The following is a 13,047-nucleotide window of genomic DNA, read 5'->3' on the forward strand; positions in this document are numbered from 1 at the left end:
TCAGGAACGCGGCAGCGCGATGGAGTGATAGGCCGGCAGCTTGTTCGGGTCCAGTCCCTTGGCGCGGGCATACACCGGCAGCACCAGGTGCATATGGTCCTGCATGTTCTGGATGCGGTCCTTGCTGGTCGGGTGGGTCGACAGGAAGCCGATCGGCTGGCGCTGATTGACCTGTCCCATTTTCTGCCACAGCGCGATGCCGGCGCGCGGATCGAAACCGGCGCGCGCCGCCAGGTCCATGCCGACCAGATCGGCCTCGCTCTCGTCGCCGCGCGAGTAGCTGAGCGCAGCGCCCTTGGCCACCACGCCGGCCGCCGCATCGCCCACGCGCGGATCGACGCCGAAATAGGCCGAACCCAGTGCGCCAAGAATGCGCGCGCCGACATTGGTAACGGCGTTCTTGCCGGCCTGCTCGCGCGCGTGCTCGCGCAGCGCGTGGGCGATTTCGTGGCCCATCACCATCGCCACTTCATCATCGGTCAGATTCAGCTTGACCAGGATGCCGTTGTAAAAGGCGATGCGCCCGCCCGGCATGCAGAAGGCGTTGACGGTGTCGGACTTCAGCAAATTGACTTGCCAGTCCCATTTGGCGGCATCCGGATTCCAGCGCGCGGCGTAGGGAATCAAGCGCTTGGCGATGGCGCGCAATCGGATCAGTTGCGGGTTGCGCTCGGTGGCGACGGCGTCTTTTTTGTGCGCCTCGTTCAGCATCTGGTCGTACTGCAGCTTGGACTGCTGGTTGAACTGGGCGGTGTCGCCAGCGACGTTACGCAGGCGCGACATGCTGGTGACCGGAATGCCGTCGTTCTGTGCATGCAACGACAGCGCGCTGGTACAGAGCACCAGCGCCAGCAAGGCGTACTTCAACTTAGGCTTTCTCATGTCCATCATGTCCACTATTCCACGGAGCGATCTTCGGCAGCATTATCATCGCAGGAAAGGCGAGGATAAAGCACACGATAAAGAACCAGAACCACCCGGTTTCGGCAACAATATACCCTACCGAGGAATTGATGAAGGTGCGCGGCACCGCCGCCAGGCTGGAAAACAGCGCGTACTGAGTGGCGGTGTAGCGCGGATCGGTGGCGCGCGACATGAAGGCCACCAGCGCCGCCGAGCCCAGTCCCAGGCTGGCAAACGCCTCAAAGCCAAACACGGCGCTCAGCAGCACCTGATCGGGGCCGGTGTGCGCCAGCCACGCGAAGCCGAGAATCGCCAGCGCCTGCAGCACGCCGAACACCCACAGCGCGCGATTGATGCCCAGCTTGACCATCCAGATACCGCCCACCGCGCCGCCGGCCAGGCTGGCCCACCAGCCGGTGGCGTTGGCGGCCAGGCCGATCTGCTTGGTGGTGAAGCCGATATCGAGGAAGAACTTGGTCGACAGCGCGGTCGACATGGTGTCACCGATTTTGTACAACAGCACGAAGGCGATGATGAACAGCGCCTGCTTCCAGCCGTCGCGCAGCACGAATTCGCGGAACGGCAGCACCACCGCCTCTTCCAGATTCTTGGGCGGCTCGCCATACACCACCGGCTCTTTCGCCAGCAGCGTGCAAACGAAGCCCGGCAGCATGAAGGCGGCCACGGTCCAGAACACCAGTTGCCACGGCTGACTGTCGGCCAACACCAGACCGAGCGCGCTCGGAATCAGGCTGGCGGCTTTGTAGGCGTTGACGATGATGGCCGCGCCCAAGCCCTGCTCCTCCTCGGCCAGGATTTCGCGCCGATAGGCGTCGATCACCACGTCCTGGCTGGCCGACATGAAGGCGATCAGGAACACCATGCCGGTAATCAGCGTCAGCTCCAGTTTCGGATTTAGCATGCCAAGGCCGCCGATCAGGACGAACAGCGCCAGCTGCGTGATCGCCATCCAGCCGCGCCGGCGGCCCAGCGGCAGCACGGTGTAGCGGTCCATGAACGGCGCCCACAAAAACTTGAAGGTGTAAGGGAACATGGCCAGGCCGAACAGGCCCAGCGCCTTCACATCCAGCCCGGCCTTGGCCAGCCACGCCTGCATCAGATAGATCAGCGTGTACAGCGGCAGGCCGGAGCTGAAGCCCAGGAACAGGATGGAGACGGTGCGGCCATTCAGATAGCTGTACCACGGACGCGCCACGGCATCAGCGCCGCCGCCCTGCTCCCGGCCGGCCATCAGCGCTTGTCCTTGCGGCGCAGGCGGAACACCGCCAGGTCGCCGCGCAGGTTGGGCAGGAAGGTCACGTGCTGGCCGTCGGCCAAGGCCACGCATTCGATCACTTCCAGCCCGCACTCTTCCGCCAGATCGCGGAAGTCGGTGATGGTGGCGCAGCGCACGTTGGGCGTGTCGTACCACTCGTACGGCAGCGATTCCGACACCGGCATGCGGCCCTTCAGCAGCGCCACCCGGTGCGGCCAGTAGGCGAAGTTGGGGAAGGATACAATCGCTTCCTTGCCGACGCGGACGATGTCGCGCAACAGCGCTTCGACGTGCTTCATCATCTGCAGCGAGGACAAACACAGCACCGTGTCGAAGCTGTTATCACCAAACAGCCCCAGGCCGTTCTCCATATCCTGCTGGATCACTTTGACGCCGCGCTGGGTCGAGGCCAGTACCTTGTCGTCGGCCAGCTCGATGCCATAGCCGCTGCACTGCTTGTCGCTCTGCAGATAATCCATCATCACGCCATCGCCGCAGCCGACGTCCAGCACGTGCGCCTTGTTGTCCACCCAGTGCGCGATGAAGGCCAGGTCCGGCCGCGCCACGCTCAATTCATTGAAGTTCATTGCTTGCCCCCGATCTCGTTCCACACCTGGCCGTAATAGGCACGCACCATATTCATGTAGCGCGAGTCTTCCAGCAGGAAGGCGTCATGGCCGTGCGGCGCATCGATTTCCGCATAGGTGACGTCGCGGCGGTTGCTGACCAGTGCCTGCACGATCTCGCGGCTGCGCTCCGGCGAGAAGCGCCAGTCGGTGGTGAAGGACGCGAGGAAGAACCTGGCCTTGGTGCCGCTCAGGGTTTTCGCCAGATCGCCGTCGAACTTGCGCGCCGGGTCGAAGTAATCCAGCGCCTTGGTGATCAGCAGATAGGTGTTGGCGTCGAAGTACTCGGAGAACTTGTCGCCCTGGTAGCGCAGATAGGACTCGATTTCGAAGTCGACGCCGAAGTCGAATTTGTAGTCGCCGGTTTCAGCGACGTCGCGCAGCTTGCGGCCGAACTTCTCGGCCATGTCATCATCCGACAGATAGGTGATGTGGCCGACCATGCGCGCCACCCGCAGGCCGTTCTTCGGCACCACGCCGTGTTCGTAGAAATCTCCGCCGTGGTAGTCCGGATCGGACAGGATGGCCTGACGCGCCACGTCGTTAAACGCGATATTCTGCGCCGACAGCTTGGGCGTCGACGCGATCACCACGCAGTGACGCAGGCGGTCCGGGTACATGATGGACCAGGCCAGCGCCTGCATGCCGCCCAGCGAACCACCCATCACGGCGGCGAATTGTTTGATGCCCAGTTCATCGGCCAGGCGCGCCTGCGCCGCTACCCAGTCTTCCACCGTCACCACCGGGAAGGCGGCGCCATAGGGTTTGCCGGTGGCCGGGTTGGTGTGCATCGGCCCGGTCGAGCCGAAGCAGGAGCCGAGGTTGTTCACACCGATGACGAAGAACTTGTCGGTGTCCAGCGGCTTGCCGGGACCGACCATATTGTCCCACCAGCCGGTGCTTTTCGGTTTGCCTTCATATTCGCCGGCCACATGGTGCGAGGCGTTGAGGGCGTGGCACACCAGCACGGCGTTGGACTTGTCCGCGTTCAGGGTGCCGTAGGTTTCGTACATCAGCATATAGTCGCGCAGCGACGCGCCGCTTTGCAGAACCAGCGGCTCGGCAAAATGCATGGTTTGCGGCTTAACGTATCCGAGGGATGACATTGGCGTTTTAGTTTTTTTGGGGGTGGCCCCACGGGCCATCTATCAAGGCGGAGCCTCGATGATGGGCTCCGCCGACTTACATCAATTGTAATTGTTCGACCGCGTCTGCAATCACATTGGGTTCCATCGAGCGCATGATCTTGCGGGTTTGCGGCATGATGCGCGCAAGGTCGCTGTTCAGGATTTCTTGTTTGACCGACAAAAGCTGCGCGGGATGCATCGAGAACTCGCGCAGTCCCATCCCCAGCAGCAGGCGTGTCAGTTTGACATCACCCGCCATCTCGCCGCACACAGCGACGTCGATCCCGGCTTTATGCCCGGCTTCAATCGTCATGGAGATCAATTTCAGCACAGCCGGATGCAGCGGATTGTAAAGGTGTGCGACCTCATAATCAACCCGGTCGATCGCCAGCGTGTACTGAATCAGGTCATTGGTGCCGATCGACAGGAAGTCCATGCGCTTGACGAACATCGGCAGCGCCAGCGCCGCCGCCGGAATTTCGATCATGGCGCCGACGTCGACCTCCTCGTCGAATTTGATGTGCTGCTCGCGCAGCTCGGCCTTGGCCTGCGCCACCATCGCCAGCGACTGGTCGATCTCGAACGCGTGCGCCAGCATCGGAATCAGGATGCGCACCTTGCCGAACGCCGACGCGCGCAGGATGGCGCGCAGCTGGCTGAGGAAAATCTGCGGTTCCGCCAGGCAGTAGCGGATCGCGCGCAAGCCCAGCGCCGGATTCAGCGCGGTTTGCTCGCTCTGGTCCAGCGGCTTGTCGGCGCCGATATCCAGCGTGCGGATAGTGACCGGGCGGCCCTTCATCGCCACCACCGCTTTTTTGTACTGCTCGAACTGCTCGTCCTCGGACGGGATCTTGCTGTTCCGGCCCATGAACAGGAACTCGGAACGGAACAGACCCACGCCATTGGCGCCGGCCTCCATCGCGGCCGGGCAGTCGTCCGGCAGCTCGATATTGGCCAGCAGCGTGATCTCAGTGCCATCCTTGGTGATGGCCGGGGTTTTCTTCAGCTTCTGCAGCTTCTTGCGGGCGCGCGCGGCGGCCCCCTGGCGTTCGCGGTACTGCTCCAGCACCAGCGTGCTCGGGTTGGCGATCACCACGCCGGCCTCGCCGTCGATAATCAGCCAGTCATCCTGCTCGATCAGCGTGGAGGCGCCGGACATGCCGACCGCCGCCGGAATATCCAGCGAACGGGCGACGATCGCGGTGTGCGAGTTCTGGCCGCCGACGTCGGTGACAAAGCCGATGAAGGAGCGGTCGCGGAACTGCAGCATGTCGGCCGGCGAGATATCGTGCGCGACGATGATCATCTGCGGCTGGTATTCGTCGTCGCTGGCGTTGGCGGCTTCCGGCAGCATGCGCTCGGTGCCCATCAACACCTTCAGCACGCGCTCGGCCACCTGTTGAATGTCGGCCTTGCGCTCGCGCAGATACGGGTCTTCGATTTCGTCGAACTGCGCCGACAACTCGTCGATCTGGGTCAGCAGCGCCCATTCGGCGTTGTAGTGGCGGGTGCGGATGATGTCCAGCGGCGCTTCCGAAATCATCGGATCGGACAGGATCAGCGCGTGGACGTCGATGAACGCGCCCAGTTCGGTGGGCGCATCCTTGGGCAGTTCATTCCACAGCGTTTGCAGTTCCTTGTGCACGGCGGCCAGCGCCTGCTGCAAACGCGTGACCTCGGCTTCGACCTGCTCTTCCGCCACCAGGTAATGCTGCACGTCCAGCGCGGCCGGCGCCAGCAGATGGGCGCGGCCGATCGCGATACCGCGCGACACCGGAATGCCATGCAGGGTGAACGAGGCCATGGGGGCCCCGGCGGGGAAACGGGGACGGCTGCGTTCGCCCGGCATTACTCGCCTTCGCCGAACTTGTCGTTGACCAGCGCGCTCAGGGCGGCGACGCAATCGCCTTCATCGTCGCCATCGGCTTCCAGCAGGACCTTGGCGCCCTTGCCGGCGGCCAGCATCATCACGCCCATGATGGACTTGGCGTTGATGCGGCGCGCATTGCGGGTCAGCCAGACGTCGCTTTTGTATTTTGCTGCCAGTTGGGTGAATTTTGCCGAAGCACGCGCATGCAAACCAAGCTTGTTAATAATTTCGAGTTCTTGCTGAATCATTTTTGTTTTATCTCAATCAGAGTGCGCATAAAAATCGTCAGGGTTCCCCGACGCGTATCCGGTTGTCGACCCGCACCGCTCCACTTTGCGCGCCGGCCAGAGCCATCTCGACCACCACGTCCAGCGTGTCGCGGCGGTAGGTGATGGCGCGCAGCAGCATCGGCAAGCTGATGCCCGCGATCACCTCCACCCGGCCCGCGTCGGCCAGCCGGTTGCAGCAGTTGGCGGGCGTGCCGCCCTTGACGTCGGTGATGACCAAGACGCCGTCGCCATCGTCGAGACGTTTGATCGCCGCCGCCGCCAGATCCTGGACTTCGCCCAGATCCTGATCGGCGATCACGTCGATCGCCTCCAGGTGCTCGGTCGGACCACGAAACACGTGAGCACAGGCGGCAAGAAAGGCCTGTCCCAGCGGTGCGTGTGTCATAAGCAGTATGCCTACCATATTGTTAATTCGCCAGTGAGGATTTAACTTTTCTTGTTGTTAACAGCTGCCTCAACCGCATCAATGAAAGTCGCCGCCACCGGGAAGCCGGTTTGCTGCGTGATCTCCTGGAAGCAGGTCGGGCTGGTGACGTTTACTTCCGTGAGGAAATCACCAATAACATCTAATCCTACCAGCAACAGGCCGCGCGCGGCCAGAATCGGTCCCAGCGCATGGGCAATTTCGAAGTCACGCTCGGTTAATGGCTGGGCCACGCCGACGCCGCCGGCCGCCAGGTTGCCGCGCACCTCGCCGTTCTGCGGAATGCGCGCCAGCGAAAACGGCACCGGCTTGCCGCCGATCACCAGGATGCGCTTGTCGCCCTTGACGATGTCCGGGATGTAGCGCTGGGCCATGATGGTGTTGCGGCCGTTGTTGGTCAGGGTTTCGATGATCGAGCCCAGGTTCATGCCATCGGCGGTGACGCGGAAGATGCCGGCGCCGCCCATGCCGTCCAGCGGCTTGAGGATGATGTCGCCATGCTGCTTCTGGAAGGCGCGGATGCGCGCCTCGTCCGAGGTCACCAGCGTCGGCGAGGTGTACTGGCTGAACTGGGTGATCGCCACTTTTTCATTGTGGTCGCGGATCGCGGACGGCTTGTTGAACACGTTGGCGCCCTGCTTTTCAGCCAGCTCCAGCAGATAGGTGCCGTACACGTATTCCATGTCGAACGGCGGGTCCTTGCGCTGCAGGATGGCGTCGAACTGGCCCAGATTGGTTTCGACCGGCTCGGCGGCGCGATACCAGTCGGTGCTGTCGCCGGTGAAGCTGATGCGCTGCACCTGGGCCGTGACCACGCCCTGCTGCACCGCCATGTCCTTTTGCTGGAAAGCGTAGACCTCGTGGCCACGCTTGTCGGCTTCCACCATCATGGCGTAGGTGGAGTCCTTGTAGGTCTTGAAGGTCGACAGCGGATCGGCGAGGAAGGCGATTTTCATGGGTACGTCCAATAGAGGTAATGGCTGATTTTAGCCGAGATCGGAAAAGCGCTCAGTAGACCTCTGGATTGGGGTCGGTGCGCTCCATCTCCAGCGACGCCGCCAGCAGCGCCAGCCGCGCCACCACGCCATACACATAGAAGCGGTTCGGCGCCGCCGTGCCCGGCTTGGCCTTGAGATCCGGCACCGCGTGCTGCTGCGCGAACGCCAGCGGCAGGTATTGCGAGCCGGGCGCGTTCAGGTTCTGGTCGATGCCCTTCTCGGCGTGGATGCGGTAGAAGCCGCCCACCACGTAGCGGTCGATCATGTACACCACCGGCTCGGCCACCGCGCCGTCGATGTTCTCAAAAGTCGGCACGCCTTCCTGGATGATGAAGTCGGTGACTTCCTTGCCATCCTTGATGACGGTCATCTTGTCGCGCTGGGCCTGGGTCAGCTCCTTGATTTCGCTGGAATCCTTAATGGTCAGGATGCTGGTGCCGTAGGTGCCGGCGTCCGGCTTGACGATCACGAACGGCTTTTGCTCCTTCATGCCGTATTCCTTGTACTTCTTCTTGATCTTGGCCAGCAGCGTGTCGATATTGGCGGCCAGACAGTCATAGCCCTCGCCGGTGCGGAAATTGACGGCGTCGCACTTGGCGTGCAGCGGGTTCAGCATCCACGGATCAACGCCGATCAGCTTGCCGAACTTCTTGCACACCTCATCGTAGGCGTTCAGGTGGTTGCTCTTGCGGCGCAGCGCCCAGCCGGCGTGCAGCGGCGGCAGCAGGCTTTGCTCGTGGATGTTCTGCAGGATTTCCGGGATGCCGGCCGACAGGTCGTTATTCAGCAAAATCGTGCACGGATCGAAGTCCTTCAAGCCCAGGCGACGGCCGTTGGGCGAGCGCACCAGCGGTTCCACCACCAGCATATTGCCGTCCGGCAGAGGCAGCGGGGTCGGCTGGGTGATCTCCGGCGACAGCGAACCGAGCCGCACGTGCAGGCCGGTCTGGCGGAAAATCTGCATCAGACGGGCCACGTTTTGCCAGTAGGTCGGGTGACGCTGGGTAATTTCCGGTATCAGCAGCAGGTTGCGCGCGTCCGGACAATACTTGTCGATCGCCGCCATGGCGGCTTGCACCGACAGCGGCAACATCTCGGTGGCCAGCATATTGAAGCCGCCCGGGAACAGATTGGTATCCACCGGCGCCAGCTTGTAGCCGGCATTGCGCATATCCACCGAGCAATAAAACGGTGGCGTATGTTCTTGCCATTCGAGGCGGAACCAGCGTTCGATGGCGGGGGTGGCGGCCAGGATTTTTTCTTCCAGGTCGAGCAGCGGTCCGCTCAGGGCCGTGGCGAGGTGGGGAACCATGTATACATCCTTATTACCTGCGGACTATCCCAAATATGGGCAAAAATCCTATTTTAAAGGCAGGCAATAAAAAAAGCGCCCCGCAGGGCGCTTTTTATTGAAACATTAGCAATTAAGCGTGGTAAGCCGACTCACCGTGGGTGGTGATGTCCAGACCTTCGCGTTCTTCCTCTTCAGGCACGCGCAGGCCAATCACGATGTCCACCAGCTTGAAGGCGATGATGGCGACGATGCCCGACCACAGAATCGTCACGCCGACGCCGGTCGCCTGCACGATCACTTGCGAGCCGATCGAGTAGTCAGCCGATGCCTTGTTGGCAACGTAGTCGAAGATGCCTTGGCCGCCCAGCGATGGTGCGGCGAACACACCGGTCAGGATCGCGCCCAGGATACCGCCGACGCCGTGCACGCCGAACACATCCAGCGAGTCGTCCGCGCCCAGCAGTTTTTTCAGGCCGTTCACACCCCACAGACAGATCACGCCAGCCAGCAGGCCCATGATCAACGCGCCCATTGGGCCGACGAAGCCGCAGGCTGGGGTAATGGCGACCAGACCAGCCACCGCACCCGACGCGCCACCCAGCATCGATGGTTTGCCTTTGAAGATCCACTCAGCGAACACCCACGATACGGTCGCGGCAGCGGTTGCCAGCAGGGTGTTGATGAAGGCCAGCGCGGCGATGTCGCCGGCTTCCAGTGCCGAACCGGCGTTGAAACCGAACCAGCCCACCCACAGCAGCGATGCACCAATCATGGTCATGGTGACCGAGTGCGGCGCCATCGATTCGCGGCCGTAGCCGACGCGTTTGCCGATCATGTAGGAACCGATCAGGCCGGCAACTGCGGCATTGATGTGCACCACGGTGCCGCCGGCGGTATCCAGCGCACCTTTTTGGAACAGGAAGCCAGCTTTGGCGGTTTCGGTGGCCAGGGTGGCGGCGTCCTTGATCGCGTCAGGGCCGGTCCAGAACCAGACCATGTGGGCGATCGGCAGGTAAGCGAAGGTGAACCAGATCACCACGAAGGCCAGCACGGCGGTGAACTTGGCGCGCTCGGCGAAGGCGCCGATGATCAGGCCGCAGGTGATGGCGGCGAAGGTGCCCTGGAAGGCCACGAACGCGAACTCAGGAATCACCACGCCTTTGCTGAAGGTGGCGGCGTAGGCGAAGGCGCCTTTGACCGGATCCCAGATGCCGTTCAGGAAGGTGCGGTCATGCAGGTTGCCGAAGAACGCATTGCCTTCGGTGAACGCCAGCGAGTAACCGTAAATCGCCCACAGCACAATGATCAGCGCGAAGATCATGAACACTTGCATCAGGATCGACAGCATGTTTTTCGAACGGACCAGACCGCCGTAGAACAGCGCCAGGCCTGGGATGGTCATCAAGATCACCAGCAGGGTCGAGGTCATCATCCAGGCGGTGTCGCCTTTTTGCGGGGTTGGGGCGGCGGCCGGCGCGGCTTCCGCTGCCGGCGCGGCGGCGGCGGCTGGGGCGGCGGCGGCGGGTGCCGACGCTTCCGGTGCTGCCGCGGCTGGCGCCGAGGCGGCCGGTGCGGTAGCGGCAGGAGCCTCAGCCGTCGGCTTGGCGTCTTGAGCGTACACAGGTGCAGCCAGCGCGAACAGGATGGAGACCCCGGCGAGCAGGCTTGTTATAGTTTTCTTCATTCATCTTCCCCTTAAAGAGCTTCGTTACCGGTCTCGCCGGTACGAATGCGGATCACTTGTTCCAGGTTGTACACGAAGATCTTGCCGTCGCCGATCTTGCCGGTGCGGGCAGCGCCTTCGATCGCTTCGATGGCCTGTTCGACGATGGCGTCATCCACCGCCGCTTCGATCTTGGTCTTCGGCAGGAAGTCCACCACGTATTCCGCACCGCGGTACAGCTCGGTGTGGCCTTTCTGGCGACCGAAGCCTTTCACTTCGGTCACGGTAATGCCCTGCACGTTAATCGCCGACAGGGCTTCACGCACCTCGTCAAGCTTGAACGGCTTGATAATGGCGGTAATCATTTTCATACTGGCCTCGCTTAGAAGGTTTTGGAAATGGTCAGGACGGCACCGGTTTTACCCAGGTTCTTCCCTTTTCCGACGTAGGCTTCCGTGTCGGCATAGACCGCCGCCAATGCCACACTCACTACGCCGAAATCTTTGGTCACGCCAGCCTTGTAGTCGGTGTAGCTGAGGGCGCCATTGTTCTTCACGTTCTGCCGGCCGATGTGCAGGTTCAGGATGTAGCCGTCGGCGATTTCCTGGTTCAGCTGGGCATCGACGTAGCCGGAATTTTTGGAATCGGCCACGCCGAACAGATTGGTGGTCGACTGCGAGTATTTCAGCGAGACCGGACCGGCGCTGATCTGGCCATACAGTTCGAAGGTGTTGGCGCTAGGATGCAGATCGTTGGACGGGTAGAAGTAGTACAGGCCGCCCACGTCGTAGCTGATGGTGTCGGTGATCGCGCCGCGTTTGCCGGCGTACAGATCCCATTCCACCTCACCGCTACCGCCGCCGTCCTTGACCCATTTGATGGTCGACAGCCAGGTGCCGGCGTAGAGGCCAGTCGGGTTGTTCACATAATCCGCGCCGCCCTGCAGGGCTGGCTTGAGGCGGGTTTGCGAGATACCGCGGTAACGGTAGTCGCTGACGACAGCCAGGTTATAGCTGACTTCATTATCTGGTTTGGCTTCAGGGGCGGGTGCCGCCTCTTCAGCGTGCGCCATCGAGGCGAATGCTAAGGTCAACGCAGCGATCAGGGTAAAGTTCTTGGCGATTGTCATAGTTGTTTTTTCCTAATAAGTGAACTTCGAGCAGTTGCGGTTTAAAATCCTTGTCAAGCGAAGCAATGAAAAGCATTCATTGGGATCTTTAGCAGAATGTGTGCCAGCTAATGTTGTCGGTGAGTTAGGTGCCGTATCATTGGTGATAACGCGCCGACTCAGCCCAAAGTGAGAATTCGCACCAGATTAACGCCGGATCGCACCACGATGGTGCATTGAAGGACTAACCAGAGCAAGGAATATTATGGATATGAACACTTTTTTTAATGACTTGCAAAACAAGATCAGCCAAGCCATCGAAAACTCACCAGCAAAGGACATTGAGAAGAACGTCAAGTCCATGATGACGCAAGGTTTTGCCAAGCTGGACCTGGTGACCCGCGAGGAATTCGATATCCAGACCCAGGTGCTGGCCAAGACCCGCGCCAAACTGGAAGCGCTGGAAACCCGGCTGGCTGAGCTGGAAAGCAAGATCAATCAGTAAGTTTCGACTGGCGTTCGCCGGTTTGGGCTAACGCAAAACAACGCGGCGGGCATCGGCTACGCTGGCGGCTGGATCTTTTCGCCTGTCCGCGCCGCCATGTCCATCCTCGCCGTACTCAAGAGCCGCGCCCTGGCCGGCATGGAAGCGCAGGAAGTCAGCGTGGAAGTGCATCTGGCCAACGGCCTGCCGGCCTTCACCATCGTCGGCCTGGCCGACACCGAGGTCAAGGAAGCCAAGGACCGGGTCCGCGCCGCCATCCAGAACGGCGGCTTTGAATTTCCCGCCCAGCGCATCACCGTCAATCTGGCGCCGGCCGACCTGCCCAAGGAATCCGGCTACGGGTTTGATGGGAGTATGGACATCGTAGGGTATAAGGTACTTATGTATGGACGCGAGCGTCATCAGAGTAACTTATCTCACGAACAATCGAGACGCTGTGCTATTTGAACTCAACAGGACGAAAGCCTCTTAACCCGCTGAATCTTGAATTGGTGCAGACTGATGTTGACGCAACGCCTCAACGACGACCGCTAAATGTTCGCGATGTTCTCTCTCGTGACGTTGCTCCAATGCCCGACTGAATTCTGCGGAGCGCGTAAGGTCCACATAGAAACGCACGTTTTCGATATATCGATTTAGTCCGCCTGTAGCCAGAAGGCTAACTTCATCAAACAGGCCTGCCACATTGCCGTCGTCCGCGTGGCGCAACTTACGCTGCCTCCCGAACGCCACAAGTCGAACTACGCTTTTCGGAAAATTGATAGCGAGCTGTTCGAAATTTGCTACGTCAAGATGGTGAGCAAATTTATTCCTTATTTCATGGAGCAACTTCGCGGCTGTTAAGTTGCACTGAAATCTGACCCACCTTTCCCACGAATTTGCAACGGAATCTGACCCACGTTAGTAGCACAATTCCCCCTGTCTTTTCGGCAGGAGATCGGAGTGATCGACGTGGCATTGCTA

The 13,047-nt window shown here is 61.0% G+C and carries 14 protein-coding genes; 2 read left to right on the top strand and 12 right to left on the bottom strand.

The genetic code is table 11. The annotated features are described in order from the left end of the window. From GJ699_RS28900 to GJ699_RS28955, 12 genes are all read right to left on the bottom strand, one after another. Positions 1-882 (bottom strand): M48 family metallopeptidase, encoded by an 882-nt coding sequence (locus tag GJ699_RS28900; RefSeq protein ID WP_154382888.1) that lies wholly within the window; start codon positions 880-882, stop codon positions 1-3. Beyond that, positions 869-2,155, bottom strand: coding sequence for an AmpG family muropeptide MFS transporter (locus tag GJ699_RS28905; RefSeq protein ID WP_154382889.1), 1,287 nt, complete (start codon positions 2,153-2,155; stop codon positions 869-871). The genes GJ699_RS28900 and GJ699_RS28905 overlap by 14 nt, the downstream gene beginning before the upstream one ends. After that, the gene (metW, locus tag GJ699_RS28910; protein ID WP_154382890.1) at positions 2,155-2,766 is read right to left on the bottom strand and encodes a methionine biosynthesis protein MetW; all 612 of its coding nucleotides are present in this window, start codon (positions 2,764-2,766) and stop codon (positions 2,155-2,157) included. The genes GJ699_RS28905 and metW overlap by 1 nt, the downstream gene beginning before the upstream one ends. Then, a complete protein-coding gene (gene metX / locus GJ699_RS28915) occupies positions 2,763-3,911 on the bottom strand; it encodes a homoserine O-succinyltransferase MetX (RefSeq protein ID WP_154382891.1) in 1,149 nt (382 codons plus the stop codon). Before metX ends, metW begins: the two co-directional genes overlap by 4 nt. 76 nt (positions 3,912-3,987) lie before the next feature. Further along, on the bottom strand, positions 3,988-5,736 hold the full coding sequence (gene ptsP / locus GJ699_RS28920) for a phosphoenolpyruvate--protein phosphotransferase (RefSeq protein WP_154382892.1): 1,749 nt from the start codon (positions 5,734-5,736) through the stop codon (positions 3,988-3,990). Positions 5,737-5,780: 44 nt separating this feature from the next. Then, a complete protein-coding gene (locus GJ699_RS28925; RefSeq protein ID WP_154382893.1) occupies positions 5,781-6,050 on the bottom strand; it encodes an HPr family phosphocarrier protein in 270 nt (89 codons plus the stop codon). A gap of 37 nt (positions 6,051-6,087) precedes the next feature. Beyond that, complete coding sequence (locus GJ699_RS28930) at positions 6,088-6,495, bottom strand: PTS sugar transporter subunit IIA (protein WP_154382894.1); 408 nt, start codon at positions 6,493-6,495, stop codon at positions 6,088-6,090. Positions 6,496-6,518: 23 nt separating this feature from the next. Beyond that, positions 6,519-7,472 carry a glutathione synthase gene (gene gshB, locus GJ699_RS28935; protein ID WP_154382895.1) on the bottom strand — a complete coding sequence of 318 codons (954 nt, stop codon included), beginning with the start codon at positions 7,470-7,472 and terminating at the stop codon, positions 6,519-6,521. 52 nt (positions 7,473-7,524) lie between these two features. Next, on the bottom strand, positions 7,525-8,826 hold the full coding sequence (gshA, locus tag GJ699_RS28940; protein WP_154382896.1) for a glutamate--cysteine ligase: 1,302 nt from the start codon (positions 8,824-8,826) through the stop codon (positions 7,525-7,527). Between the two features lie 112 nt (positions 8,827-8,938). Continuing rightward, on the bottom strand, positions 8,939-10,492 hold the full coding sequence (locus tag GJ699_RS28945; protein WP_154382897.1) for an ammonium transporter: 1,554 nt from the start codon (positions 10,490-10,492) through the stop codon (positions 8,939-8,941). 11 nt (positions 10,493-10,503) lie between these two features. After that, positions 10,504-10,842, bottom strand: a complete 339-nt coding sequence (locus tag GJ699_RS28950) for a P-II family nitrogen regulator (RefSeq protein ID WP_154360515.1) — start codon at positions 10,840-10,842, stop codon at positions 10,504-10,506. Positions 10,843-10,853: 11 nt separating this feature from the next. Further along, complete coding sequence (locus GJ699_RS28955) at positions 10,854-11,600, bottom strand: TorF family putative porin (protein WP_154382898.1); 747 nt, start codon at positions 11,598-11,600, stop codon at positions 10,854-10,856. A gap of 244 nt (positions 11,601-11,844) precedes the next feature. On the opposite strand from GJ699_RS28955, the gene GJ699_RS28960 reads away from it, so the two are divergent. Beyond that, a complete protein-coding gene (locus GJ699_RS28960; protein ID WP_154382899.1) occupies positions 11,845-12,084 on the top strand; it encodes an accessory factor UbiK family protein in 240 nt (79 codons plus the stop codon). 96 nt (positions 12,085-12,180) lie between these two features. After that, complete coding sequence (locus GJ699_RS28965) at positions 12,181-12,531, top strand: magnesium chelatase domain-containing protein (protein WP_371867706.1); 351 nt, start codon at positions 12,181-12,183, stop codon at positions 12,529-12,531. The last annotated feature ends 516 nt before the right edge of the window (positions 12,532-13,047 follow it).

This window comes from Duganella guangzhouensis (genome assembly GCF_009674535.1).
In the GTDB taxonomy this organism is placed as follows: domain Bacteria; phylum Pseudomonadota; class Gammaproteobacteria; order Burkholderiales; family Burkholderiaceae_D; genus Rugamonas; species Rugamonas guangzhouensis.